Source organism: Pontibacter sp. HSC-36F09, assembly GCF_024171605.1.
GTDB lineage: Bacteria > Bacteroidota > Bacteroidia > Cytophagales > Hymenobacteraceae > Pontibacter.
Window position 1 is genome coordinate 78,519 of sequence record NZ_JALKAA010000001.1, and the last position, 26,032, is coordinate 104,550.

The window sequence follows — 26,032 nt, forward strand, 5'->3', positions numbered from 1 at the left end:
CCTATACCTATACATGAATCAATTCTAAGTATTTTCACAGTTCATTAAATGTTATGAGTTAGTGTACTGAAGTATGTTTTTAGCAAAACCTGCCACAATCCATTACCTTTGCACATCTCCCACTTAAGATCGATCCTATATGAGCGCCAAGAGCTTTGAGCTATTACTCCAGACTGCCTTTGCACCCGAAAATCCGCAGGTATTTGAGGGACCTGCCACGGCTGTGTACCAGCAACTGGAGCAGGCGCTGCGGAGTTCACGCACCCAGGGAGGAAAAGCGGCGGAGGAAGTGGGCTTTCGGTTTGAGCGCCTGCGGTTGGGGGTAGCAATTGCGCTTATTAAGGCCTATGCCCGCCTGGCTGATAATGAAGGGGCTAAAGATGTACTGCAATTATTGCTGGAAGCTGTCAAGGCGAAGAATACCCGCGAGATAGACAAGGTCATCCAAAAGAAGATCGGGCTGTTCGACAATCTATACCACGAAATATTTGTGAACGAAGAGCGGGAGAACCTGCTGGCCCTTTTTGAGCAAACCCTGGACGCCGCTTCTAAAGAAGAGCTGGACGACCTGATACTGGAAGGATTAGAAGCGCTTCAGGACATCGACTTTGAAGCTCCACAACCCGACGAAGACGATGACGAGCCCCTCGACGAAGACTTCCTGAAAAGCATTCAGTAAACTCACCCCTTTGGGTATATGGAAATCACCTTAACTACTCCTGCCCTCCTGTTTCCGGCCATCTCGCTGTTGCTGCTGGCTTATACCAACCGCTTTTTGGCGCTTGCCAGCCTGATCCGCAGCCTGAAAACCCGGTATGCCACCACGCAGAGCCAACTGGTGTATGGGCAGATTGAGAACCTGCGCATCCGCCTGGTCCTCATCCGCAACATGCAGGCATTCGGTATTGCCAGTATTTTTGGCTGCGTGTTTTGCATGTTCATCCTTTTTGCAGGGTATAGCACAGCAGGCAAGTACACCTTCGGCCTCAGCCTTTTGCTACTGATGATCTCGCTGGCCCTGGCACTGCGTGAGATTCTGATATCGGTAAAGGCGTTGGAACTGGAGTTGAATGACCTGGAAGAGAATGCTACTTAGTCGGGTTTTCTCAAATCCGCCAGACAAATTTGCAAAACCGACCCACCTCTCATATTGTCTGTTTACCGTGATCCAAATTTATACCTACTGCAAAGAAGTTAGGTATACACCCAAAAGCAAAGCGATTTTTTTTCGGATTGAGTATCTTTGCCCTTCATCAGTTAAAAATTAAAAAATTAAGAGACTTAAGTGGATAACCATTCATATACCTCTTAACACATTTCAGATGCATACCAACCCGAAAAATCTGGCCATAAAAGATTTTGTGTACGAGCTGCCAGATGAGCGCATTGCCAAATTTCCGCTGCCGGAGCGTGACCAGTCTAAGCTGCTTTGTTATAAGAACCGAACCATAGCCGATCATAATTTCTCAGATTTGCCAGAGCTTTTGCCGGTTGGCAGTTTGTTGGTGTTCAACAATACTAAGGTGGTGCAAGCGCGGTTAATTTTTCATAAACCGACCGGAGGCGCAGTAGAAATTTTCTGTTTGGAGCCGGTGAAGCCGCACCGCGAAGTGCAACTGGCCATGCAGCAGACCGGAAGTTGCACGTGGAAATGCTTAGTTGGCAACAACAAGCGCTGGAAAGAGGGGACGCTGAAGATATCTTTTGAAGACGGTGAGGTGACAGCCGAGCGCGAGGCGCAGCAGGACGGGCACTTTCTGATTCGGTTTACATGGACACCCGCCGAACTGACTTTCGCGGAAGTCCTGGAACGCTGTGGCCGATTACCCCTGCCCCCATACCTGAACCGCGAACTTACCCCTGATGACCGTACCCGCTACCAGACCATATACGCCTGTAACGAAGGTGCGGTGGCTGCCCCTACCGCCGGACTGCACTTTACTGACCAGGTAATGGAGCAGCTGCAAACCAAAGGTATAGACAGCACCTTCCTGACCCTGCACGTGGGCGCCGGGACTTTTAAACCGGTAAAAGCCGACACCATGGAGGCCCACGAAATGCACGCCGAGCAGTTGATGGTGTCGAAGCAGGTGGTAGAGCAGTTGCTGCAGCACTTGGGCAAGCCGCTTATACCTGTTGGAACGACTTCGATGCGCAGCCTGGAAAGCCTGTATTGGCTGGGAGTGTTGCTTTTGCAGCAGCCTGATTTAAGACCAGAAGAACTGCACGTCACACAATGGCTCCCTTACGAAACCAACTCATCACCTACCGCTACGGAAGCGCTGCAGAATTTGCTCAACTACATGGAGCGGCACCAAACGCAGCACCTGCATGCCAGCACGCAGATCATCATCGCGCCTGGCTATACCTTTAAGGTGTGTAACGGACTCGTCACCAATTTCCACCAACCTGAGAGCACACTGCTGCTGCTGGTGGCTGCCCTTATCGGTGAAGACTGGAAACAGGTATACCGCCACGCGTTGGACAATAATTACCGTTTCCTGAGCTACGGCGACAGCTCCCTCCTGCTGCCGTAAAAACCACCTTTAAATCCCCTACCTTAGTAGCTACAAAGCAAGGTATAGGTATAGCGATCCATTATCAGCAGATGCAGAACAGGTATAAGGTATAGCCCAGGTATATAGAGGGAAAAATCTAGCTTGGGTATAGCACAGCGATTGGCGTAGACACTTGCGGGTCTAAAGACTCCGCGAAATCCTTGTAGCACCTTTCAAGTATTTCCAATAAAAAAGCCAGCTCTATTCAGGTATAGAACTGGCTTTTTTATTGAATTTATGTTGATTACTTACCGGCCTTGGCAGTACCTCCGTTCATTCCATATTCCGAAATAAGGTATACCAGTGCGGCCATACCTGCGGAGCCCAGCTGCATTTCGCGACGGCTTACGGTCTCGAAGGTATCAATCTCGGTGTGGTGGTAGTCGAAGTAACGCTGGGAGTCGGGGCGCAGACCGATCAGCACCACGTTGTTCTGTCCTTTTAGCGGGCCAATGTCAGCGCCGCCGCCGCCACGGTTCAGCTCGTGCAGCCCGTAAGGTGCCAGCAATTCTTTCCAACCCATTATTTTAGCATACTGCTCGTCGTTGGCATCGAAACCAAAACCGCGCGGGGTAAAACCGCCTGCGTCAGACTCGATGGCCGCTACGTGCTTCTCGCCTTTCGCTTTGGCTTCCTCGGCATACTTACGTCCGCCACGCAAACCGTTCTCTTCGTTCATGAACATTACGGCACGAACAGTGCGTTTCGGGCGAATACCTTGCTCTTTGAGCAGGCGCAGCACCTCAATGGACTGCACACAGCCGGTACCGTCGTCATGGGCGCCTTCGCCTATGTCCCAGGAGTCGAGGTGACCGCCGACAACCACAATCTCTTCTGGTCTCTCAGAGCCTTTTATTTCACCGATCACATTATAAGAAAGCACATCCGGGCGGGTTTCGCAGGTCATGCGCATGTAGAATTTCAGATCCGGATCGTTTTTCAGCATGGCACTTAATTCATCAGCTCCCTTAGTACTAATGGCAGCGGCTGGTATTTTCTCCACATCGTCGGCGTAGCGTGTGTTGCCGGTGTGGGCCACATCCTGGATGTCGTTGGCCATGGAACGAACGAGTACAGCCACCGCACCGAGTTTAGCAGCAGCCACCGGACCTCCGCCACGCTGGTCTACTGCGCCGCTATAGGCTGCCATGGTATGGACATGCTTATTGTCGAACGGGCGGTTGAAGAACACGATCTTGCCCTTCACTTTCTTCTTGCCTAGTTTTTCAAGCTCCTCGAAATTTTGCACCTCAATTACCTGTGCACTCAGGCCTTGCGTGCCGGTGCCCACCGAACTACCCAGCGCCAGGATATTCACTTCCTGGCTGCCATTGCGGCCGCTCAGGATTCGGCCAATTTCTTTGTCGCCACGCACCCAATGCGGCACCAACACTTCCTGCAGGTATACGCGGTCGAGTCCCATCTTCTCCATCACCTGGCGGCTCCACTCTACAGCGGCGGCGGCCTGCGGCGAACCACTCAGGCGGGCACCGATGTTCTTGGTGAGGTAGCGCAGGTTTTCGTAGCTCTCGTAGCTGGTGAGGGCGTCGTCGTAGAACTTGCGGATGACAGTGGAGTCGGACTTGTAAGTGTTTTGCTGCGCCACGGAAGGTATAGCGGCCAGCATGGCAGCCCCCGCCACGAAGGCGCGTAGTTTGTGTTTAAGTAACATCATCAGGTGAATAATGATTGAAAAGTTAAAAGTAGATTTGTTTGGGGCTTTAAGTTAGGAAATCATTTCGAAGTATAGACAACATTCGATCTAATTCCGGCTATACCTACTTCACCTGCAACACCCTCTGCAAATCCTGCGGATTGAGCATGAGTAAACCCACTTCTGGCAGGCGCTCAGTCAGTTCTTTCCAGTTCTTGTCTTTCTTGTATACTTCTTGCAGGATCTTGGTGGCCCCACTGATGTCGCCGTTGTTGGCCAATGCGATGGCATGCCAATACTTCATCTCGAGGTTGTCCGGGTACATGGCCTGGGCTTTGCCATACTCTTCCATGGCCTTTTTCACCTGCCCTTTTTCTACGGCAAGGTCGCCGTTGTTCATGTGCTCGTAGGCGCGGTATACCTTGAGGAGGCGCGCCAGTTCATCGAGCGGCTTCTCGTGGTCGTCTACCCGCAAATCAATGATTTTGTCATCCCAGGGCTGCTCGGTGGCCTTGCCGCGCACCACCACCAGCACCGCAGACTGCTTGCCGCGGATGTCGCCTCCCTCCCGCTCGGCTGCCTGCATGGCCAGCAGCACCCGCTCGGCCAGCGGCTTGCCGGCGCTCGTTTCAAAAGCCTTGGCCATGGCCGGCCATACCTTGTTGGTGAGCATCATGTTGGCCTGTACCGAAAAGTTTGTGCCAATGGTGTGCCCTGCGTAGCGAATGCACTGTTTGCCGGTATGGGTCGCCACGCGACCCTGCGCATCCAGTATGGACACTTGCCGTACTTCGCGTCCTTCGTCATCGGCCAGCAGAATATCCAGCGCCTCCTGCGGCGACTTTCCTTCTTTCAACAAAGCAAGGCCACGCAAGCCAAATGACTTGTTGGTGAAAGACTGCGTCGCCACTACGCCCACGCCAGCCTCGACCCAGGGCACAGCGGTGCCCACTGAAAACCAGTGGCTTTGCACGCCAACGGCCATCTCGCCGGTTTTCGCGTCGCGGGCTACAATCGAATAGGTATGGGCCAGGGGCTCTTCACTTTTAAACACCTGCGCCTGTGCTGAAAAATGTGTCACGGTGAGAAGGAGGGTTAGAATGGAGAATAGTTTTTTCATGGGGAGTACAGCTTTTGAGTAGGTTGAGTTACTTGAATATAACTGAACCCTAGATTGAGGTTTTAACTCTATACTTTGTTATTCGCAATCTTCATTTCATCTTTAAAGAAATGATTTATCTTAAAATTTCTTGTATACTTATTCTCGTGATAGAAAACTTCCCCTTTGTAGTTAAGCTTCTTTAATAGAATCAGTTTTAATCCAAACTTTAAACTTGTTAATAAATCATGGGCGTTATCAAATGGAATCATTCTACCCTCATGGGCTACTTTATCCCTTACATTATTCTTTAAAAGTCTAAAGTTGAGGTTTAATTTAGTATTATCAATTTCAAAATCTTTCGCTAACCTTTCTACTTTGTTAATAAAACTATCCCATTCTAAAGAATTTAAAATCCGAGAGTTTAAGAATCCTTCTTTGTCTATTTCAGGATAATAAGTACGCCATTCTTTCCATGTGCTTTTGAGCCGCCTTTTTAAGTCAAGAATCCCATCAGGCATAGAGACATTATTATTACTCCATTTACTTGCAGCCATTTCCCAACTCTGAGCAACTTTGAACATCCGTTCATCTAAATATCCTGAACCTCCTGCGGAATTTAGATACGATGTAATATTTTCAAATAGCTTTTTGTCTTCAGTATCAAATTCATTCCAAGCTTTAATAGCTGATTGCAAATACTCTCCTATCCACTCGTAAGGGATAACATTTTTAAAAGAACTGTCTTCAAATACGGATCTTCTATGCACAGTATATTTATCGTCGAAGATTCTCTTATTAAAAACTACATTATTACCAGTTACGATAGATAATAATCTTGTAATTGATAACGCTATTTCAAATGAATCTGCAATTGAATGATTCTGCTTTATGATCTTGAGCGTTACTCCTTCTCTCATGGTTCCAGTCCGTCGGTAAAACCTACTTTCTTCATCTACATCCTTCTCCTCTGCTACTTTTATTTCATACCCATTATAGCCAAATGAAAATTTACTTTTATAATATCCAACTAGTGGAAAAGATAAAACATTTGAATGAGTTATACTTTCACCAATTGCGACTTCATTCACAAAGAATTCACCAAATCTTGTCGGAAAGAAATCATTCGATTCTACTATGGTACCGTCATCCAGATATCCATTCAGTCTCCACTCACAGTCATCAACAATTTGAATTATGGGGTCACCTATTATCTCTATGTATGTTTGACGTGGATAAAAGACAATCTTAAAATTCTTCTCAATAGAAAAATCACAAGTATTGAAATATCCTTTACCTTCAATAATATCTGTAATCATATACTTTCTTCTATCACACACAAAGAGAAACTTCTATCCCCCTATTCTCTTAAATTTAAAATCCTTAAATTACATCACAATATACTCAATCTCCTCTTATATAGGGAATTCCCTACCTTCTAACAACCCATCTTCATTTCAGAAGTATAACAGAACAAATTCAGCGTTTAAGGGCAACAAAACCCGGCGCAAATCATTTTATGAGCAAACCCTTCAACGAGAAAAAACAACAGCGCATGGCCATGCTGATAGATGGCGACAACGCGCAACCGACCCTTATCGTCAAAATACTGGCCGAAGCAGGCAAATACGGACAAACCACCATCCGCCGCATTTATGGCGACTGGACCACCCCACAGATGAACGGCTGGAAAGAGTGCCTGAACAACCACGCCATACAGCCCATCCAGCAGTTTCGCTATACCGTGGGCAAAAACGCCACCGACAGCGCCATGATCATCGACGCGATGGACCTGCTGCACAGTCACCTGGTAGACGGCTTCTGCATTGTGTCGTCGGACAGCGACTACACTCGACTGGCGACCCGCATCCGGGAGGCTGGCATTTTTGTGATGGGCATTGGCCAGCGCAAAACGCCGAAGCCTTTTGTTAACGCCTGCAACATCTTCATCTACACCGAAAACCTGACCGACGACATTGGCGAGAAACAAATAGCGGCGGCAGACAAATCCACGCCCAACGGCAAGGAAAACCCAAGGCCAAACCCGGTACCGATGCTGAAAGAGGCATTCGAGATGGCAGTAGGCGAAGACGGCTGGGCGCATTTGGGAGGTATAGGCACCAGCCTGCGCACCCTGGACCCGGCCTTTGACCCGCGCACGTTCGGGTATAGCCAGCTGATTCAGCTCATCAAGGCGCACAAAGAGCTGTTCACGATCCGTAAGGAAGACGACAAAGGCTCCTCGGCGGTATACGTGAAGCGACGCAGCCCTGACAGAAAGCGCAATCCTGCCAAAGCAAAAGAGGCTGCCCCGGCCAAAGAAGAACGAAACGAGCGCAATTAAGCAATTGGCTATACCTATAAAACCCAAAAGCCTGAAAGAGACAATAGCAGCTCCTTCAGACTTTTTGGTTTTTAGGTTTATTATACTTCTTGTCCGTATCAGTGCAATAGAAAATATGATACTGCAGCGTTGAATACTTTACCTATCGGCTAGTACTTGCTTTAGCTCCAGGGTTATACCTAGCTCCTCCCTTCTTTGTAAATATTCTTGCTCTGTGAACGGGCCATACCTACTATCCTTGATTTTGTCAACTATCCAGAAATGACGTAATGTACTCTGCTTAAAAATTTTCTCCTCTTCAAGGTAGGTCAAGTTAGAATTAAGGTATACATCTTTTAAAATGACATGTCTCGGCTTTTGTTCAGCGACTATAAACGTTGAATCAGAATTATACGCTGTTACATGCCCTTCAACAGCATAGACGTTTTCATCAGGTCCAAAAATAGCATCATCACCACTTATCACCGGGTCGTAGTCAAACCTATACCCATTACCCAAATCCACAGCACTGCCTTGCGAACATGAGTTTGTGACGATGACAATTAATAGCAAGAGGCTGTATAAAAATATTTTCATGCGTGAGGTTATAATTGAATCTCGCAAATCGATAGCATACACTAACACAAGAGTGTAAATGACTAACAAAAAAGTCCTTTAAATAAAAATCCGCGTGAGAAACCTGTCCCTTCCTAACGAGGTGCCGATCTCTCACACGGATTAGTTAAAGTGTCTGTTAATTTAAATACTAAAACCCACGGTCAGCGAGAAATTTCTGAACTTTCCATCGGCATCATCATCGTTGAACACAGTGGTGAGTCCGTGGGCGTACATCAGGTCCAGTTCGATTAAGCGGAGGAGTTTGATACCTACTCCCCCGTGCAGCGCAAACTGGGCATTGCGTACATCGCGGCGGCGCACGTCCAGGTTATTGTCGCTCACTCCAATGTTGTAGGCAAAAGAGGGCCCCGCCATCATCCGAAAAGGGATGGAGCCGCCGTTGCGTTTTTGATAGTTACTTTCCCAACCCAACAGCACCGGCGCCCGGAAATAGCGGAAGCGCACCTCGTCGCGCTCGCCGGAGCGGGGTTGCACAGTGCGCTCAATGGTTAGCTTGTTGTTCACAAAATCGATGCCCGGCTGCACATAGAAGCGCTCACCGATACGGGCAAAAATCCCGAATTCTGTACCCACTCCAGCTGATTCATCCACCAAAGTCGGATCTTTGCTGATGTTGGAGATATTAAACCCAAGCTTGGCACCCAGATCAATATTGGTTTCCTGTGCGGAAGCGGTAAAAACGAAGCTGAAAAAAAGCAGCAATAGTAGTATGTATTTCATAGTCCTGTGTAAAATATATGCGTTCATAAAAAAGCGGCATCGCCACACCCTAAGCTATTTAACTGGTTATTTGGTCTGTATGTTTAACATACTTATTTTTAGAGCTTTACAATAGCGCCCCGCCATACCATGAGATCTGTCCCAACTTCACAACCACTGATCGTATCCCCGGAGATCACCCTGCATGGAGCCCAGGTAAGCGACGCTCCGGCCCTCTACCAACTCATTGATAGCGGCCGGCTATACCTGCGGGAGTGGTTGCCCTTCATCGACTTCAGCCAATCTGCTTCCGACACCGAGCTATACCTGCGCAGTGTCACCTCACCAGGCAATCTACAGGATCAGGTATACACCATCCGGTTTCAGGGCGAGGTGGCGGGCATTATTGGCTACAAAACCATCGACCGTGTGAACAGAAAGCTGGAAATCGGTTATTGGCTGGGCGAAGGATTTCAAAAAAAGGGTATCATGATCCGCAGCTGCACCGCCTTAATTGCGCAGGCATTTGAGCAGATGCGCATGAACCGCATCCAGATAAAGGTGGGCGTGGGCAATAGCAAAAGTAGCCGTATTCCGCAACGGCTGGGCTTTAGACTGGAAGGTATAGAGCGGGACGGCGAATGGCTGCAGGGCCGGTTCATCGACCTGGAGGTATACAGTTTGCTGAAACGGGAATGGCTGGAGAACGAAGCTACTCTCGGTTTCGGCGGAAACGACCAATCTTAAGTTTCGGTTTTGGTGCTGCCTTGGCAGGGGTCATATTCGTACCGAGCAACAACGAGACCGGCCGCAGCTCCTCGTGTTTGTCAGCAATCAGTTTCAGAATGGCCACAAAAGGCACGAACAGGATCATGCCGGACGCTCCCCAGAGGATGCCACCTGCCACAATGGCCAGCAACGTAAAGAGCATATTTACCTGCAGCCGGTAGCTCACGGCCAGCGGAAAGATCAGGTTTGCCTCCAGGTACTGCACCACCGAAAACACGATTACTACCCCGACCGGGTACCACACCGAGTCATACGTAATCCAGGCTATCGCCATGGGTAGAATTGCGCCAATGGAGATGCCCACATAAGGTATAAATGTGAGGATAGAGGCCACAATACCAAAGAAAACAGCATGCGGTATACCTAGCAGCAGCAGCCCGACACTGTTCAGCAGGCCCACCACTGCATACACAATGATCATCCCTTTGATAAAATTGTAATAGGTCGTGATGGTTTCGTGCAGAATGCTTCGGATCTTGCCGTGCTCTGCCTGCGGAAACATCGAGAAAAGCGCTGCCGCCAACTGTTCGCGGTTATACAAAATAAGCGCCGCATAGAGAGGGATCAGCAGGAAAAGTACGACCGTGGTCACAGAAGCATACAGCACGCCCCGCACCACATTCAGCACAGTGGAGGTCGCATCTTTTACAAGCCCTTCCATCCAGTTGCTGCGCTGCACATCGCTTACACCAAACTGGTGCTCCAGGTATAGCTCAAACTGCTGCCAGGCCTGTAGCAGTTTTTCCTGCAACATAGGCCACTCCTGCCCGAAACTGATCATTTGCCGGACCAGCAGCCAGCTCAATGCGCCCATTACCAACAGCATCGTCAGGAGACACAGTAATATTGCGCTCCAGCGGCTCCAGCTACGGTCTTCCAGCCACTTCACCACAGGGTATAGAATAAAGCTGATGAGGAGCGAAAAGCTTAGCGGAACAAAGAGTGTGCGTCCGAAATAGAGCAAAGCCGACACCAACAACATGTATTGTAGTAACTTTAGCCAGTTTACTTTGGAGCTCTTTTCCATATTTCGCTATATTGGGTTGCTGTTTGCGTCGATGCGCGGCGTAGCAGCAATTATCCTGACAATATTTCCAAAAAAACATCAAAATCCTAATCGTATACATCGCTATACCTATGACACGCCAAAAGCTATTTGCTACTGCCTTCTCTCTCTTGCTCGGTGCTTCGCTCTCGGCGCAGGATCTCTCTGTCATCAACCAACAAGAGGCTACGCGCATGCTGCAGACCCTCAGCCACGACGACATGCAGGGCCGCGCCGTCTTCTCGACAGGTATAGAAAAAGCCGCTGATTTTATTGAGTCCGAATTCCACACAGCCGGGCTTGTGCCACTCAATGGCAATAGTTCCAGTCAGTCGCCTTCCTACCGGCAAACTTTTTATATGCACCGCCTCACGCCCAACCAGACAGAAGTAACATTGGGTAAAAAGAAAATTGCACCGGAGCACCTGTTTGTCAACACGGCGCAGGAAGCCTTTAACTGGAAACATAAAAACAAGGTCAACATCATCACCATTCCGGAAGGTGAGAATTTCAGAGCTGCTTTCGGAAAAGCAAATGCAGAAGAGCAGGACGCGATCGTGCTTGTTCACCCTAGTCATGCCGAAGCTTTTGCCAACTACCAAGGTTATTTTGCGAGAGGCGGGGTGAAGAAAGAGATAGGTACCGGCGCCAGCAAGGTATACGTGCTCACCGATCAGGCAGTCCCCAAGAAGTACGAAGTGAAGTTTGCCAACAAAGTCGAAAAACTGTCGCTCTCTAATGTAGTGGGTATGATCGAGGGCAAGCGCAAAAACGAATTTGTGGTTTTTTCCGGTCACTACGACCATATCGGCTTTCATAAGACCATTGACGGCGACAGCATTGCCAACGGCGCCGACGATGATGCATCCGGTACCACAGCCATGATGATGCTGGCCCGCTACTACAAAGAGCAGCCACAACCCGAGCGCACCCTGATCTTCGCCGCTTTCACTGCCGAAGAGATCGGCGGACATGGTTCCCGCTACTTTTCCGAGCAACTCAACCCTGACCAGATTGTGGCCATGTTCAATATCGAAATGGTAGGCAAACCGTCTAAATTCGGCCCGAACAGTGCTTACCTGACTGGTTACGAAAAATCTGATTTAGGCAAAATGATGCAGAAGCGCCTCGAAGGCACCACTTACAGCATCCACCCCGACCCATACCCGGAGCAAAATCTGTTCTACCGTTCCGACAATGCCACCCTGGCCCGCCTAGGTGTGCCGGCGCATACCATTTCATCGGTGCAAATCGATCAGGACAAGACTTACCACACTGTGAAGGATGAGTTCGAACTGTTGGATATGCCCCATTTCACCAGCATGATCCGCGCCATTGCGCTTGCCGCACAGGGCATCGTTTCCGGAGAGGATACGCCACTGCGAGTTGATAAGGCATTAGTGAGGTAAGGAATTTTCACCTCCCCTAGCCCCCTCCTTTTATAGAGGTCCTCTACCCTCAAGACAGGAGGGGGAATTTCTGTAGCTACCATCTCAGAGGTATAAGCGTTTTAGTAAACTACCGTCGGCAGGTATAGCAAGAGTAACTTGCACGCTCGTTATGAAGGTATAGCATTTGCCAAGTGCACCAAACGACACTCCTCTGTTGGGGATGAAGGGGTCCCCCTGTCAAGAGCGTTCAGCGAGTGGGGTAGGGGCCCTCGATTTTTTCTTTATCGAGGGCCCCTACCCCCATCAAGAAAAAAAGTAGGTGCCCGCCGCACAGGCGAAGCTACAAAGCAACACAGGTCGCTATACCTGCAACAGCAGGCACTACAAAGTAAAACAGGTCCCGCCTATACCTAGACGGGACCTGTTCTGTTTTTATAAGCTATACCTTTAATTCCTCACAGCAATCATCAACCCAAGCTCCTTATACCGCATCCCAAACTTCTTAGCGATCTGCGAATTTGTCAAACTACCTTTGTAGATATACACACCGCTGCGGTAGTGCTCATTCATAAACAGCACCTCGTTGATGCCTCCGAACTTAGAGATTTCGGTAAAGATTGGTGTGAAGATATTACTCAACGCCGTAGAGGCGGTGCGTGGTACACGTGAGGCGATGTTCGGTACGCAATAATGGATGATGTCGTATTTGCGGAAGATCGGGCGGCTATGTGAGGTCAGTTCAGAAGTTTCGAAGCAGCCTCCCTGGTCGATGCAAACGTCGATGATGATAGAACCCGGATTCATTTGGGCTACTACCGCCTCCTCTACCATACACGCCATACGTCCCTCTTCCGCTACCAGCGCACCAATCACGACATCCGCATTTTTGAGCTCGTTGTGCAGGATAGTCTTGTCGAGCGTGGAGGTAAAAATTGGTTGACTGATGTTATGCTTCAGACGGCGCAGCTTGTAGATATGGTTATCAAACACCTTCACTTCTGCACCTAGTCCCAGGGCAGCGCGGGCTGCATATTCGGCTACGGTACCAGCGCCCATGATCACTACTTTGGAGGGAGCCACACCGGTTATACCTCCCAGGATTACACCTTTCCCGTCGTTGCTGCTACTCAAGTACTCGGCCGCGATCAGCATCGATGAACTGCCAGCAATTTCACTCATAGCGCGTACTACTGGTTTCGATTCCGACTTGTCGCGGATCAGCTCAAAGGAAAGAGCGTTTATTTTTTTGCGGAGTAGGGCGTTGATATAGTCAGAGGTCAGGTTACCGAAATGCAGGGCAGAGATCAATGTTTGCCCCGGACGCAGGTACTCGATTTCGTCGTAAGTGGGTGGTGCGATCTTCAGAATAATACCTGCATCGTATACCTCCTTAGTAGAATATACAATGCGGGCGCCGGCTTCGGAATAGTCGTTGTCGGAATACTTGGACGGACCGCCGGCTCCGGTTTCAACCCATATTTCGTGTCCCTGGTCGGTTAGCTGTTTTACGGCGTCGGGAGTCAGGCCAATGCGGTTTTCCTGAAACGATGACTCCTTCGGCAGCCCGATAAACAGGCTTTTGTATCGTTCCTCCACAGCCAGCATTGACTCCTTTGGGTAAAGGGCCTGACTGGCCGCCAGCTTTCCTAATTCAACGGCGAATCTCTCCGTCATGCTCATACTTGGTTTATGGTCATGGTGCGCTCCTCGCCTTCAGCGGCGGGCTGCAGCTTTACCAGCAGGTAATGCTCCGGCAATAGGTTTGGGATCATGGATGGCCACTCGATCAGGCAGGTACGGCCGGAGTCAAAGTACTCCAGCGCCCCGATGCCGAGCGCCTCACGCTCCTCGTTAATCCTATAAAAGTCAAAATGGTAGATAAGGTTCCCGTCAGCCGCTTCGTACTCGTTCACGAGTGCGAAGGTCGGGCTACTTACATTCTCCTGCACACCCATCTGACGGCAAAGCTCTTTTATAAGCGTTGTCTTTCCGGCTCCCATCGGGCCTTCAAACAGAATAATGGGCTCTTCGCGGGACTCCTCCAAAAGCACAGAAGCCGCCGCCGGCAAATCAGCCAACGACGACATCTTGATACTTGCTTTCTCCACTCCTATTTTATGCATTCTTAGGCGTCAGCGTAATAAAAGGTATAATGCACTCTTCCAGCGACACCCCTCCGTGCTGGAAAGTGTCTTTGTAGTAGTTCACGTAATAGTTATAATTGTTCGGGTATGCGAAGAAGTAATCCTCGATCGCAAATACAAACGTAGTGGAAACGTTGGCCTTTGGCAAGAAAAATCGCTCCGGCTTGCGCACCGTGAACACATCTTTGTCGGTGTAGCCGAGGTTCTTACCATGCTTATACCTTAAGTTGGTGTTGGTCTGGCGATCACCAATGATCTTGAACGGCCGCTTCACCCGGATGGTGCCGTGGTCGGTCGTGATGATCAGGCGGGCCTTGCGGTCGGCGATCAGCTTCAGCATCTCGAACAAAGGGGAGTGGATGAACCAGGAGCGCGTGATGGAGCGGTATGCCGACTCATCAGGCGCCAACTCGCGTACCATGTTGCTGTCCGTGCGGGCATGCGAGAGCATATCCACGAAGTTGTACACGATTACGTTCAGCTTGTTGTTGTCGAGGTTGTTGAACTTGCTGTTCAAGTCCTTGCCGGCAGCAGGGTTGGTAATTTTATGGTAACTGTGTTTGTCCGTAATACGGTTTTGCTGCAGCTGTATATCCAGAAACTCTGGCTCGTTCAGGTTCTTGCCCTCTTCCTCGTCGTCGCTCACCCACAGGTTTGGGTACTTTTTCATGATCTCGGTCGGCATCATACCTGAGAAGATCGCATTACGTGCGTAGGCCGTGGTGGTAGGCAGAATGGAGTAGAACATCTCTTCTGTGTCTACCGTGAAGTATTCGGAAATAAGCGGCTCGAGCACTTTCCACTGATCGTAGCGCAGGTTGTCGATCAGCACAAAATATACCGGCTTGTCCGATTCCTTCATCATCGGGAAAACCCGCTCCCGAAACAACTGGTGCGACATCATCGGCGCATCGTCCGACTCTTTGTTGATCCAGTCTTCGTAATTGTCCATAATGAACTTGGCGAAGTTGGAGTTGGCCTCGTCCTTCTGCATGTTGATCACGTCGGCCATACTTTTGTTCTCGGTCTCGTCGATCTCCAGCTCCCAGTATACCAGTTTTTTGTAGATATCAGCCCATTCCCCCGGACTCAGGCGTTCACCGAAGGCCATACCCAGTTGGCGGAAGTCCCGCTGGTAACTCATGTTCGTCTTCTCCGACACCAGGCGCTTGTTCTCCAGCGTCTTTTTCACAGAAAGCAAGATCTGGCTTGGATTGAGCGGTTTGATCAGGTAATCGGATATTTTAGAACCGATGGCCTCTTCCATAATGTGCTCTTCCTCACTCTTGGTGATCATGATCACAGGCATGGCTGGGCGGATGGTTTTGATCTCGTTGAGCGTTTCCAAACCGCTGATGCCGGGCATGTTTTCGTCGAGGAACACCACGTCGTAGGATTGCTCCTGCACTTTCTCGATGGCGTCGGTCCCGCTATTCACGGGAGTAATGTCGTAGCCTCTTTCTTCGAGGAAAAGAATGTGTGGCTTGAGTAGGTCGATTTCGTCATCGGCCCATAAAATCGTATATCTTTGCATAGTTTTATTTGTTGCGCGCTGTTACTAAATAGCTTGGTTTTAATCGGTTACAAAGCAGTAAGACCAAAAAGGGTATAATTTGTTTACTATACCTGTACCCGAAAGTTACCGATTGCCTGCATACAAACATAAGCGTATAGCTTACGGTTAAGACGTCAGGCTGATCCGGCTCCTGCTCGAGCAACCGATTAACGATTAGCAATTTAACAATTAAAAACCTCGGTTTTTGTGAATAAGAAAAAAATATTAAACGACCCTGTATACGGTTTCATCACGGTGCCGTCTGAATTACTTTTCGACATCATCGACCACCCCTACTTTCAGCGGCTGCGCCGGATCAAGCAATTGGGACTGACCGAGATGGTATACCCGGGCGCCCTGCATACCCGTTTTCACCACGCGTTGGGGGCCATGCACCTCATGAACCTGGCCCTGAATACGCTGCGTGGTAAAAACAACGAGATATCCGATGCCGAGTTTGAGGCATCGCTTATCGCCATACTTTTGCACGACGTGGGCCACGGGCCTTTTTCGCATGCGCTGGAAACGGCCATTTTCCAAGAAGTGCACCACGAGCACCTTTCGCTGCACATCATGCACTTGCTTAACGAAGAGTTTGGTGGCAGATTGAGCCTTGCCATCAAAATTTTCACAGATACCTACGAGCGTCGCTTCTTTCATCAGCTGGTTTCGAGCCAGCTCGACGTAGACCGCCTCGACTACCTGAACCGCGACAGTTTTTATACTGGTGTATACGAAGGAAAGATCGGTGCCGACCGCCTCATCAAAATGCTGGATGTGGCCAACGACAAACTGGTGGTAGAGGAAAAGGCTATTTACAGCATCGAGAACTTCCTGGTGAGCCGCCGCCTGATGTACTGGCAGGTATACCTGCACAAAACCGTGATCAGTGCCGAGCACATGGTGTTACGCACCGTGCAGCGTGCCCGCGAGCTCCTGCAGCAAGGTATAGACGTGCCGGCCAGCCCCTGCCTCAAGTTCTTTTTGTCCTCCAACCTCACCATGGAAGACTTCCAAAAAGATGGCAGCATCCTGGAGCGTTTTGTTTCCCTGGATGACCATGACGTATGGAGCGGTATAAAAGAGTGGGCTGCCCACCCCGATCCGGTTATCTCCTATCTTTCCAAAAGCATCCTCAACCGCAAGCTGTTCAAGGTATACATCTCGAGCAAACCGATCGACGAGGAGATGATGCTGGGTATAAGCGAACTGGTGATGGAGCGCTTCCAGGTGCAACCGGAAAACGTGAAATACCTGATGATCTCGGGCCGCATCAGCAATAGTGCTTACATGTCCGAGGGGCAGTCGATTGATGTGCTGACCAAAACGGGTTATGTGGTGAACGTGGCCGATGCCTCAGACCTGCCCAACATACAGGCGCTGAGCAACAAAGTAGAGAAATACTTTGTCTGTTACCCGAAAGAAGTAGCGGCTTTATAGAAACCGGCTATAGGATTTGCACAGGATTTGCTTGTCCTCTCCATAATCTACGGCAGAATATGCCGTGCAGCGTTAAGTTTTTGTTAATTTTGCGCCCCCAAAGCTTAGCACAATTTATTATTTGCTCTAATTTTACAAGATGGAATTCACTATTCAACAGATTGCGGACCTTTTGAAGGGAGAAGTTGAAGGAGACAATACAGTAAAGGTCAGCACATTAGCCAAAATTGAAGAGGCCCAAACTGGGGCGCTCGCTTTTTTGTCTAACCTAAAATATGAACCATTTCTTTATACTACCGGAGCAAGTGCGGTGATCGTATCGGATAAACTGGAGCTAAAAAAGCCTGTTTCCGCCTCGCTTATCCGTGTAGCGGACCCCTATTCCAGTTTCTCAACCCTATTGGCTTATTACCAGCAGGCCGTGCTAGCCGCTAAGGTTGGCGTGGAAGAGCCTTGCTTCATCGGAGCAGGCAGCGAAATAGGCGAAGGTCATTACCGTGGTGCCTTCTCTTACATCGGCAACAACTGCAAAATCGGCCAGAATGTACGCATCTACCCGCAGGTATACATCGGCGACAATGTGACCATTGGCGACAATACTACCATTTTCGCAGGCGTGAAGCTGTACGCCAACACCGTAGTGGGCGCTAACTGCACCCTGCATGCCGGTGTGGTGCTGGGCAGCGACGGCTTCGGCTTTGCCCCACAGCCCGACGGCACTTACAAAAATGTGCCGCAGATCGGCAATGTGGTGCTGGAGGACGATGTGAACATTGGTGCTAACACCACCATTGACTGCGCTACCATGGGCTCCACTATCATCCGCAAAGGCACCAAGATCGATAACCTCGTGCAGGTAGCCCATAACGTGGAGATTGGCCAACACACTGTAATTGCCTCCCAAACAGGCATATCTGGGTCCACTAAGATAGGAAACAACTGCGTGATTGCCGGTCAGGTAGGCATCGTGGGTCACATCAGCATCGCCGACAAAACCACCATTGGCGCGCAGTCAGGCGTCTCCAAATCCGTGAAAGAATCGGGCACCGTTATCCAGGGCTCCCCTGCCTTCGACTACAAACAAAACCTCAAAGCCATCACCGTGTTCCGCAAATTGCCGGAATTACAGCGTGTTCTGGACGAGCTGAAAGAGAAGAATTAAGATTTCAGGCTGCTACTGCCCCATGCCCTCAATTAAAATTGGCAGGCAGTGTATAAAATCTTAAGTTTGCACTCGCAATGCTCCCTCCGCTGTAAATCCGCTCATACTCTGTGCGCTACAGCATCGAAAGTATCGCTACAAGTTAACAACGAAACATTAAATGAATTATAAACAGCACACTATCAAGGGTCCGGTAACTGTATCGGGCATTGGATTGCATACGGGCATTGTGTCAAACATGACTTTTAAGCCCGCCCCTGCAAACCATGGCTACAAATTCCAGCGCATCGACCTTGAGGGTCAGCCGACTGTGAATGTGGACGTGGACAATGTGGTGGACCTTTCGCGTGGCACGACCATCGAACAGAACGGCGCGCGCGTGAACACAGTGGAGCATACCCTGGCCGCTCTGGTAGGCCTGCAGATTGACAATGTGCTGATTGAGCTCGACGGCCCGGAACCTCCGATCATGGACGGCTCTTCCATCGAGTTCGTAAAAGCCCTGCTGGAAGTAGGACTGCAAGAGCAGAACGCCCTGCGCAACTACTTTGAGATAACAGAAGGCGTGAGCTACAAAGACGAGAAGCGTGGTGTTGAAATTGCCGCCCTCCCGCTCGACGACTACCGCCTGACCGTGATGGTGGACTATAATTCGCCTGTACTGGGCAGCCAGCACGCCTCTATTACGGACATGAGCCAGTTTCAGGAACAGGTGGCACCTTGCCGTACCTTCTGCTTCCTGCACGAGCTGGAGGCACTCTACAAGCAAAACCTGATCAAAGGCGGTGACCTGGACAACGCCATCGTGATCGTGGACCGCGTGGTAGAGGAAGGTGAGTTGGAGTACCTGGCTGACCTGCTGGGCAAGAAAAAGGTGAAAGTTGAGGAAGAAGGTATTCTGAACAACACAGAGCTCCGCTTCAAAAACGAAATGGCCCGCCACAAGCTGCTCGACCTGATGGGTGACCTCGCCCTGATCGGCCGCCCAATCAAAGGACAGATTCTGGCCGCAAGACCGGGTCACGCTGCTAACATCGCTTTTGCACGACGTGTTAAAAAACTCATACAGGAAGCTTCGATTAAGAACGTACCAACCTACGACCCGAAGAAGCCACCGGTAATGGACATTAACCAGATTGCGGCCACTCTGCCGCACCGCTACCCTTTCCTGCTGATAGATAAGATCATCCACTTAGACGAAACCACGGTTACGGGCGTTAAGAACGTGACCATGAACGAACCTTTCTTCCAGGGGCACTTCCCTGGCAACCCGGTGCTGCCAGGTGTGATTCAGATCGAGGCGATGGCCCAGACGGGCGGGATCCTGGTGCTGAACACGGTGGAGAACCCGGAAGACTATTGGACTTATTTCCTGGGTATAGACCGTTGCCGCTTTAAGCGCAAGGTAATTCCTGGCGATACCATCATTTTTAAATGTGAATTGCTTGCCCCTGTGAAGCGGGGTATTGCCAAAATGTCTGGTCAGGCCTTCGTGGGCGGCCAACTGGTAATGGAGGCAGAGATGTCGGCAAGTATAGTAAAGAAAGACGCATGAATCAGCCGTTAGCATACATCCACCCAGAGGCCAGAATCGCCCAGAATGTGGTCGTAGAGCCTTTTTCCACCATCTACAAGAATGTAGAGATCGGAGAAGGCACCTGGATTGGTCCCAACGTGACCATTATGGAAGGCGCCCGCATTGGCAAGAACTGCAAAATATACCCGGGAGCCGTTATCTCCTCTGTGCCGCAGGACCTGAAGTTCGCCGGCGAAGAGACGACCGCCATCATCGGTGACAACACCGTGATCAGAGAGTGCGTGACCATCAGCCGCGGCACTATCGACAAGATGAAGACCGTGGTGGGCAGCAACTGCCTGATCATGTCCTATGCGCACATTGCCCACGACTGCATCGTGGGCAACAACTGCATCGTGGTGAACGCCGTGCAGATGGCCGGCCATGTGGAGATGGGCGATTATGCCATCATCGGTGGATCTAGCGCCGTGCACCAGTTCGTGAAGATCGGTGCTCACGCCATGATCTCGGGTGGTTCGCTGGTTCGCAAGGACGTGCCTCCTTTTGTGAAGGCAGCGCGAGAGCCCCTTACCTATGCTGGCATAAACTCCATCGGCCTGCGCCGCAGAGGGTTCAACAGCGAGCAGATCAACGAGGTACAGCAGATCTACCGCATCCTGTTTATGAGCGGCATTAACACCACCGAGGCCCTGGACAAGATTGAACTGGAGATGGCCCCTAGCCGTGAGCGTGACGAGATCATCAATTTTGTGCGTGACTCGGGTCGTGGTATCATTAAGAGCTACTTCTCAAAAGATGCAAATTAACCTAAGCAACTTAGGTAAACGCTACAATTACGAGTGGATTTTCCGGAACCTGACCTATACCCTGGAGTCAGGTACCTCGTATGCCATATTGGGGCATAACGGGTCCGGTAAATCCACTCTTCTTACTGTTATAGCCGGCCACAACCTGCACTCCGAAGGCGAGATCACGTACCTGGTCGATGGCAAAGCGGTCGAGCCGGACAAAGCTTATCGTCAGCTCTCGCTTACAGCGCCCTACCTCGAGTTGGTAGAGGAGTTGACGCTTCTGGAGATGATTGCTTTTCATACCCGTTTTAAGCCTTTGCGCCAAAACCTGTCGCACGAAGACCTGATAGAGCGGATGGGCCTGCAGAAGTCACGTCACAAGTATGTGAAGGATTTCTCGTCAGGTATGAAACAGCGCCTGAAACTGGGGCTGGCCATCTATTCTGACACCAAACTGCTTGTACTCGACGAGCCAACCACCAACCTCGATCAGGAAGGCGTGAGTTGGTACCAGGAGCACGTGGCGGCTAACAAAGCGGGAAGGCTGATCATTGTAGGGTCCAACATTGTGCACGAATACAGCTTCTGCGACCAGCACCTCTACATTACAGACTACCATAACCAACCTAGGACACCGAAGTCAGTGAGTCCTCAATAGTTCGTCGACCGTTACGCAATCCCCTTTTCCGGCAAAGTATAAATCAGGAGTTTTACAGACGTTTGCCCTGGAAAACACCTCAATTGGCGTGACTTAAGTCATGGAAAGCGAATAACAGACAACGATCTGCTAAAATATTACCGAATTACAGTTTAGCTCCCTAAATTTGTGAAATACACGTAATCAAATACCATGGGAAGAGCATTTGAATTTAGGAAAGTTCGTAAATTTAAGCGTTGGGACAAGATGTCGAAGGCCTTTACGCGCCTCGGCAAAGAGATCGTGATGGCAGTGAAGGAAGCCGGACCTAATCCGGAGACCAACGCCCGCCTGCGCACGGCCATCCAGAACGCGAAAGGCGTGAACATGCCGAAAGACCGGGTGGAAGCGGCTATCAAGCGTGCCTCCTCCAGAGAAGAGAAAGATTACGAAGAAGTAGTATATGAGGGCTACGGTCCGCACGGCATCGCCATCCTGGTAGAGACCGCCACAGACAACCTGAACCGTACCATTGCCAACATGCGCGTATATTTCTCGCGAGCAGGCGGAGCCGTAGGCAAAACCGGTTCCCTGGATTTCATTTTCACCCGTAAAGGTATTTTTAAGATTGCCGCTGAAGGTCTCGATATTGAAGAACTGGAACTGGAGCTAATCGACGCCGGTGCTGAAGACATCTACGAGCACGAAGGCGAGATCATTGTGGAGACTGCCTTTACTGACTTCGGAGCCATGCAGAAAGCGTTGGAGGAGAAAGAGCTTAACGTGATCAGTGCCGAACTACAGCGTGTACCAAACACCCGTATGGAGCTGACGGACGAGCAGGCCGAGGAGATCGAAAACCTGGTAGAGAAGATCGAAGAAGACGATGACGTGCAGGCGGTTTACCATAACATGGCATAGCCTCACAAAAATCTTTTAGGTATAGCAAAAGGCTGTCTGTTTAAATGCAGGCAGCTTTTTTTTGCACTCAATAATTCCAGGGGTATAGCTCCGGCTCTTTGCCGCCGCGCACCTTCATATGCAGTGGGTGCACGCCCTCTGTTTCGTCGAAGTACAGGAAAGCGTCGTAGCGCTCAGGTATAACAGTGGGTACGTAGTTGCCGAAGTGTTCCATTTTGGGGTCGTATACCACGCCGATGGCACGGTGCGGGATGGTTTGCTGCAATTCAGGTATAGCTTTCAGGTCTTTGGAGAGGATGATCTTGTCGTCGGTGCTCATCTCGTGCAGCATGTGTTCCCAGCTACCCTCGCGGGCAGGCGGCATGTCCATTTTTTGCATGGGCGCTCCCCAGGAGCGGCTCGCGATCACATTGCCCTGGTAGCTGCCGAAACCAACTAACTTCACCTGATCACGGCCGAATCGCTCGCGGGACAACTGCCCAATGTTAAACATACCGTCGTCCGCCATGTCAGTATACCTGGCGTCGCCAATGTGGGTATTGTGCTCCCATACAATCGCTTTGGCATTCGGCCCGTGGAATTCGAGCAGACGATCCAGGGTTTCCATCATGTGCGAGTCGCGCACGTTCCAGGATCCCCCTCCTCCCCTGATCATGGCACGGTAGTATTTCTCGGCATTGACCGCCACCAGCGCGTTTTGGGTCGTACTGAACTCGTGCTCGGGATCATCGGGGTATACGGGGCGGCGCGAAACCTGCTCGAGCATCTGCACTACTTCATCCTGGCAGTCGGTGGGCACAAAGGCGGTGGCCTGGGCATAGGTTTGAGGGTCCCGTTGGAAGGGCTCAAAACAACGGACAGCCGCACGGGCGGCCTCGGCAGCTTTACCATCGCGCTGCTCCATGTATTTGAGCACCTGCTCCAACGACTCCCACAGACTGTACACATCCAAACCGTAAAAGCCTATTTTGTCCTGTACCTGCCGCAGGTGGTTGAAGTCCCGTATCCACTCCACCAGTGCGGCGACCTCCCAATTGGCCCACATCCAGGTAGGCCAGCGGCGGTATACCTCCAGCACCTCTGCAATCCTGCGTCCAGAATTCTGGTAACCTTTCACGAAGCGGTTCACCGCGTAGCACTCCGGCCAGTCGCCCTCCACGGCTATAAAGCCGAAGCCCTTGTCCTCGATCAATCGCTTAGAAATTGCGGTGCGCCAGGTATAGTATTCCGATGTACCGTGTGAGGCCTCTCCCAACATAACGACCCGGGCATCCCCGATTTCCTCAATCAGGATATCCAGGTCTTTCTCTTTCGTAATCGGACTGTATTTGAAGCGTTTGTTTTCCATAGGTAACAGGGGGCGAAAAAGTGTATCTATCTCACTCTTAAAATTTTGTGTATTGTACTTTCAATCCGGTTCTAATGTTTTGCAAAAAAGAAAGCCCGCCGTACCAAACGATACAGCGGGCTTTCTGAAGCGGTATAACAGGTATAGCTTAGGACTGGTTTTCTTTGGCAAACACCCTGCGCAGCAGTTCCGTGGTGCGGGCAATCGGGTTCTCGCGTATGTTGGCCTCTTCCTGGGCAACCAGCGTGAAAAGACCGTCCATGGCTTTTTGGGTGGCGTATTCGTCCAGGTTCGGGTTCACCTTCTGCACCAACGGAATCTGGTTATACCTGGTCACCAGGTCCGTGTAATAACGGGTCGCGTTGGTCTTCTCCAACGATTGTCGTATCACCGGCATAAAGGCTGCCTGCAATTGCGTGGAAGTCGTGCGTTTGAGGTATTGGGTGGCTGCATCTTTGTCGCCCTTCAGAATACCCCAGGCATCTTGTATGGTCATTTGCTTGATGGCATTCACAAAGATCGGCACGGCACTCTTGGCAGCGTCTTCAGCTCCACGGTTCAGCGTCATCACGAAGCGGTCCACCTCTTTGCCAAGACCTACCTGACGCAGCGTGTTTTCCACCTTCTGCACATCCGGCGGAAAAGGTATACGGATCAGCGAGTTCTTATAAAATCCATCAGTCTGGGATGCCTGGTTAGAGCCTTTGGTGATGCCTACCTCCAGTGCCTGCCTCAGGCCTGTAGCTACTTCATCGCGGGTAACAACCGCTCCCGTTCCGGTTCCGGCCATCACGCCGTCAACTGTTCGCTGAATATCGGCCACCGTACAGGCTGAAGCGCCAAGGGAAAGGGCGACAAGGGAGGTGTAGAGTAATTTTTTCATGGGTTTTAAGTTAAATTCACAAAGATGCAGGCCTATACCTGACAGCCGGGTCGAAAATACAGAAAATAACCGCAGCGATGCGCTAATTCAGGCGAACATCTTTAACTTGAATGGGTTTTCCTTTGCAACACACAAATCAGACCAAAAAAATTTAACATGAAAGCGGTACACGCAGAAATCATCACGATAGGCGACGAAATACTTTACGGGCAGATAGTGGACACCAACTCGGCGTGGATGGGGACGGAACTTGCCAAAATAGGTATACGGGTGAAACAAATCACGTCGGTGTCGGATGAGGCCGACCACATTGTGGAGGCGCTTGACAATGCCAAAACCCGCGCCGACATCATTCTGATGACCGGTGGCCTCGGCCCCACCAAAGATGACCTCACCAAAGACGTACTCACGGATTACTTCCATACCGAACTCAAACTCGATGCGCAATCGCTGGCTGATGTGACGGCGCTGTTTGCAAGTCGTGGCTTTGCCCTGACGGAGTTGAACCGGCAGCAGGCTTTTCTCCCGGCTTCGTGTAAACCTGTGCGCAATGTGCTGGGTACTGCCCCAGGTATGTGGTTTGAGGAGGCGGGCAAGGTATACGTATCGATGCCGGGGGTGCCGTTTGAGATGAAGCGCATGATGACCGATATTGTGCTGCCGCAGCTCAAAGCCTTTTTCAAAACCCCGCATATCATCCACAAGGTTATCCAGACGGTAGGTATAGCAGAGTCGATGCTGGCTGAAAGGCTGGACGAGTGGGAGATAAAATTGCCGCCCCACATTAAACTGGCCTACCTGCCTCATCTGGGCGGTGTGCGCCTGCGTCTGACAGGTATAGCCGAACATGCCGAACAGCTGGAGAAAGAATTGGAAACGGAAGTCGCCAAACTGGACGCCCTTATACCTAGATATATTTTTGCGCACGGCGAAGTGCCGCTCGAGGAAGCCTTGGGGAAACTGTTGAAAGAACGCGGCCTGACTATTTCCACTGCCGAAAGCTGCACAGGTGGCTATCTGGCGCACCGCCTGACGAGCGTACCGGGCAGTTCGGCTTACTTTATGGGCAGTGTGGTGGCTTACGATAATAGTGTGAAAACGAATGTGCTGGGCGTGAAACCCGAAACCCTGCAAGAGCACGGTGCCGTGAGCGAAGCAACGGTACTGGAAATGGCCCAAAACGTACGCCAGAAGCTGGGAACTGATATTGGTGTAGCTACCAGCGGCATTGCGGGTCCTGATGGCGGCACACCCGAAAAGCCAGTCGGCACCATTTGGATCGCTTATGCCGACCAGCACGGCACCAAGGCCAAACTTTTGCAATACAACAAAAACCGACAGCTCAATATTGAGTATACTGCCTTGGCTGTGCTCAACCTCGTACGCCAAAGTTTGAATATAGCCGTTGATGAATAGG

24 protein-coding genes are annotated in these 26,032 nt (G+C 50.5%); 13 read left to right on the forward strand and 11 right to left on the reverse strand.

Translation table 11 applies throughout. From position 1 onward, the window contains the following. The first annotated feature begins 139 nt into the window (after nucleotides 1–139). The 3 genes from L1278_RS00250 (at nucleotide 140) to L1278_RS00260 (ending at nucleotide 2,537) form a co-directional block, all read left to right on the forward strand. Entirely contained in the window at nucleotides 140–679 is a 540-nt protein-coding gene (locus L1278_RS00250) for a hypothetical protein (protein ID WP_253400506.1), read from the forward strand. An 18-nt stretch (nucleotides 680–697) separates the two neighbouring features. Further along, entirely contained in the window at nucleotides 698–1,096 is a 399-nt protein-coding gene (locus L1278_RS00255) for a DUF2721 domain-containing protein (protein ID WP_253400507.1), read from the forward strand. A gap of 226 nt (nucleotides 1,097–1,322) precedes the next feature. After that, the gene (locus L1278_RS00260) at nucleotides 1,323–2,537 is read left to right on the forward strand and encodes an S-adenosylmethionine:tRNA ribosyltransferase-isomerase (RefSeq protein WP_253400508.1); all 1,215 of its coding nucleotides are present in this window, start codon (nucleotides 1,323–1,325) and stop codon (nucleotides 2,535–2,537) included. Between the two features lie 265 nt (nucleotides 2,538–2,802). Here L1278_RS00260 and L1278_RS00265 read toward each other — a convergent pair whose 3' ends face one another. The 3 genes from L1278_RS00265 to L1278_RS00275 form a co-directional block, all read right to left on the reverse strand. Next, nucleotides 2,803–4,230, reverse strand: a complete 1,428-nt coding sequence (locus L1278_RS00265; protein WP_253401930.1) for a M20/M25/M40 family metallo-hydrolase — start codon at nucleotides 4,228–4,230, stop codon at nucleotides 2,803–2,805. Between the two features lie 106 nt (nucleotides 4,231–4,336). After that, the gene (locus L1278_RS00270) at nucleotides 4,337–5,332 is read right to left on the reverse strand and encodes a DUF1028 domain-containing protein (protein ID WP_253400509.1); all 996 of its coding nucleotides are present in this window, start codon (nucleotides 5,330–5,332) and stop codon (nucleotides 4,337–4,339) included. A 68-nt stretch (nucleotides 5,333–5,400) separates the two neighbouring features. Continuing rightward, nucleotides 5,401–6,630, reverse strand: a complete 1,230-nt coding sequence (locus tag L1278_RS00275; RefSeq protein WP_253400510.1) for a hypothetical protein — start codon at nucleotides 6,628–6,630, stop codon at nucleotides 5,401–5,403. Between the two features lie 200 nt (nucleotides 6,631–6,830). Here L1278_RS00275 and L1278_RS00280 point away from each other — a divergent pair, with 200 nt between their 5' ends. Then, nucleotides 6,831–7,655 (forward strand): NYN domain-containing protein, encoded by an 825-nt coding sequence (locus L1278_RS00280; protein ID WP_253400511.1) that lies wholly within the window; start codon nucleotides 6,831–6,833, stop codon nucleotides 7,653–7,655. 138 nt (nucleotides 7,656–7,793) lie between these two features. Here the strand turns inward: L1278_RS00280 and L1278_RS00285 are convergent, their stop codons facing one another. Continuing rightward, a complete protein-coding gene (locus tag L1278_RS00285) occupies nucleotides 7,794–8,231 on the reverse strand; it encodes a DUF3997 domain-containing protein (RefSeq protein WP_253400512.1) in 438 nt (145 codons plus the stop codon). A 162-nt stretch (nucleotides 8,232–8,393) separates the two neighbouring features. Continuing rightward, nucleotides 8,394–8,993 (reverse strand): porin family protein, encoded by a 600-nt coding sequence (locus tag L1278_RS00290; RefSeq protein ID WP_253400513.1) that lies wholly within the window; start codon nucleotides 8,991–8,993, stop codon nucleotides 8,394–8,396. A 129-nt stretch (nucleotides 8,994–9,122) separates the two neighbouring features. Between L1278_RS00290 and L1278_RS00295 the strand changes: the two genes are divergently transcribed. Beyond that, nucleotides 9,123–9,719: a GNAT family N-acetyltransferase gene (locus tag L1278_RS00295; protein ID WP_253400514.1), complete on the forward strand. Its 597-nt coding sequence runs from the start codon at nucleotides 9,123–9,125 to the stop codon at nucleotides 9,717–9,719. Here the strand turns inward: L1278_RS00295 and L1278_RS00300 are convergent. After that, nucleotides 9,685–10,788: an AI-2E family transporter gene (locus L1278_RS00300; RefSeq protein WP_253400515.1), complete on the reverse strand. Its 1,104-nt coding sequence runs from the start codon at nucleotides 10,786–10,788 to the stop codon at nucleotides 9,685–9,687. The two genes, L1278_RS00295 and L1278_RS00300, sit on opposite strands and share 35 nt — an antisense overlap. Before the next feature lie 110 nt (nucleotides 10,789–10,898). Here L1278_RS00300 and L1278_RS00305 point away from each other — a divergent pair, with 110 nt between their 5' ends. After that, entirely contained in the window at nucleotides 10,899–12,215 is a 1,317-nt protein-coding gene (locus tag L1278_RS00305; protein ID WP_220625660.1) for a M20/M25/M40 family metallo-hydrolase, read from the forward strand. Nucleotides 12,216–12,644: 429 nt separating this feature from the next. Here the strand turns inward: L1278_RS00305 and L1278_RS00310 are convergent, their stop codons facing one another. From L1278_RS00310 to L1278_RS00320, 3 genes are read right to left on the reverse strand one after another with little or no spacing between them, the layout of a single operon-like run. Further along, nucleotides 12,645–13,871, reverse strand: coding sequence for an alanine dehydrogenase (locus L1278_RS00310; protein ID WP_253400516.1), 1,227 nt, complete (start codon nucleotides 13,869–13,871; stop codon nucleotides 12,645–12,647). A 2-nt stretch (nucleotides 13,872–13,873) separates the two neighbouring features. Beyond that, the gene (gene tsaE, locus L1278_RS00315; RefSeq protein ID WP_253400517.1) at nucleotides 13,874–14,320 is read right to left on the reverse strand and encodes a tRNA (adenosine(37)-N6)-threonylcarbamoyltransferase complex ATPase subunit type 1 TsaE; all 447 of its coding nucleotides are present in this window, start codon (nucleotides 14,318–14,320) and stop codon (nucleotides 13,874–13,876) included. Then, complete coding sequence (locus L1278_RS00320) at nucleotides 14,313–15,875, reverse strand: PglZ domain-containing protein (protein ID WP_253400518.1); 1,563 nt, start codon at nucleotides 15,873–15,875, stop codon at nucleotides 14,313–14,315. Before L1278_RS00320 ends, tsaE begins: the two co-directional genes overlap by 8 nt. Nucleotides 15,876–16,103: 228 nt before the next feature. Between L1278_RS00320 and L1278_RS00325 the strand changes: the two genes are divergently transcribed. The 6 genes from L1278_RS00325 (at nucleotide 16,104) to L1278_RS00350 (ending at nucleotide 22,384) form a co-directional block, all read left to right on the forward strand. Next, nucleotides 16,104–17,336, forward strand: coding sequence for an HD domain-containing protein (locus L1278_RS00325; RefSeq protein ID WP_253400519.1), 1,233 nt, complete (start codon nucleotides 16,104–16,106; stop codon nucleotides 17,334–17,336). 139 nt (nucleotides 17,337–17,475) lie between these two features. Beyond that, on the forward strand, nucleotides 17,476–18,498 hold the full coding sequence (gene lpxD, locus L1278_RS00330; RefSeq protein ID WP_253400520.1) for a UDP-3-O-(3-hydroxymyristoyl)glucosamine N-acyltransferase: 1,023 nt from the start codon (nucleotides 17,476–17,478) through the stop codon (nucleotides 18,496–18,498). 160 nt (nucleotides 18,499–18,658) lie between these two features. Further along, the gene (locus L1278_RS00335; RefSeq protein ID WP_253400521.1) at nucleotides 18,659–20,053 is read left to right on the forward strand and encodes a bifunctional UDP-3-O-[3-hydroxymyristoyl] N-acetylglucosamine deacetylase/3-hydroxyacyl-ACP dehydratase; all 1,395 of its coding nucleotides are present in this window, start codon (nucleotides 18,659–18,661) and stop codon (nucleotides 20,051–20,053) included. Further along, the gene (gene lpxA / locus L1278_RS00340; RefSeq protein ID WP_188502909.1) at nucleotides 20,050–20,841 is read left to right on the forward strand and encodes an acyl-ACP--UDP-N-acetylglucosamine O-acyltransferase; all 792 of its coding nucleotides are present in this window, start codon (nucleotides 20,050–20,052) and stop codon (nucleotides 20,839–20,841) included. Before L1278_RS00335 ends, lpxA begins: the two co-directional genes overlap by 4 nt. Then, nucleotides 20,831–21,484 carry an ATP-binding cassette domain-containing protein gene (locus tag L1278_RS00345; RefSeq protein ID WP_253400522.1) on the forward strand — a complete coding sequence of 218 codons (654 nt, stop codon included), beginning with the start codon at nucleotides 20,831–20,833 and terminating at the stop codon, nucleotides 21,482–21,484. The genes lpxA and L1278_RS00345 overlap by 11 nt, the downstream gene beginning before the upstream one ends. A 192-nt stretch (nucleotides 21,485–21,676) precedes the next feature. Beyond that, nucleotides 21,677–22,384, forward strand: a complete 708-nt coding sequence (locus L1278_RS00350) for a YebC/PmpR family DNA-binding transcriptional regulator (RefSeq protein WP_253400523.1) — start codon at nucleotides 21,677–21,679, stop codon at nucleotides 22,382–22,384. A gap of 67 nt (nucleotides 22,385–22,451) precedes the next feature. Here L1278_RS00350 and L1278_RS00355 read toward each other — a convergent pair whose 3' ends face one another. Together L1278_RS00355 and L1278_RS00360 are read right to left on the reverse strand one after the other, a co-directional pair. Next, nucleotides 22,452–23,732 carry an erythromycin esterase family protein gene (locus L1278_RS00355; protein WP_253400524.1) on the reverse strand — a complete coding sequence of 427 codons (1,281 nt, stop codon included), beginning with the start codon at nucleotides 23,730–23,732 and terminating at the stop codon, nucleotides 22,452–22,454. A 148-nt stretch (nucleotides 23,733–23,880) separates the two neighbouring features. Further along, nucleotides 23,881–24,615, reverse strand: coding sequence for a DUF4197 domain-containing protein (locus L1278_RS00360; protein WP_253400525.1), 735 nt, complete (start codon nucleotides 24,613–24,615; stop codon nucleotides 23,881–23,883). 156 nt (nucleotides 24,616–24,771) lie between these two features. Here L1278_RS00360 and L1278_RS00365 point away from each other — a divergent pair, with 156 nt between their 5' ends. Next, nucleotides 24,772–26,031, forward strand: a complete 1,260-nt coding sequence (locus tag L1278_RS00365; protein WP_253400526.1) for a competence/damage-inducible protein A — start codon at nucleotides 24,772–24,774, stop codon at nucleotides 26,029–26,031. Nucleotide 26,032: the final 1 nt, after the last annotated feature.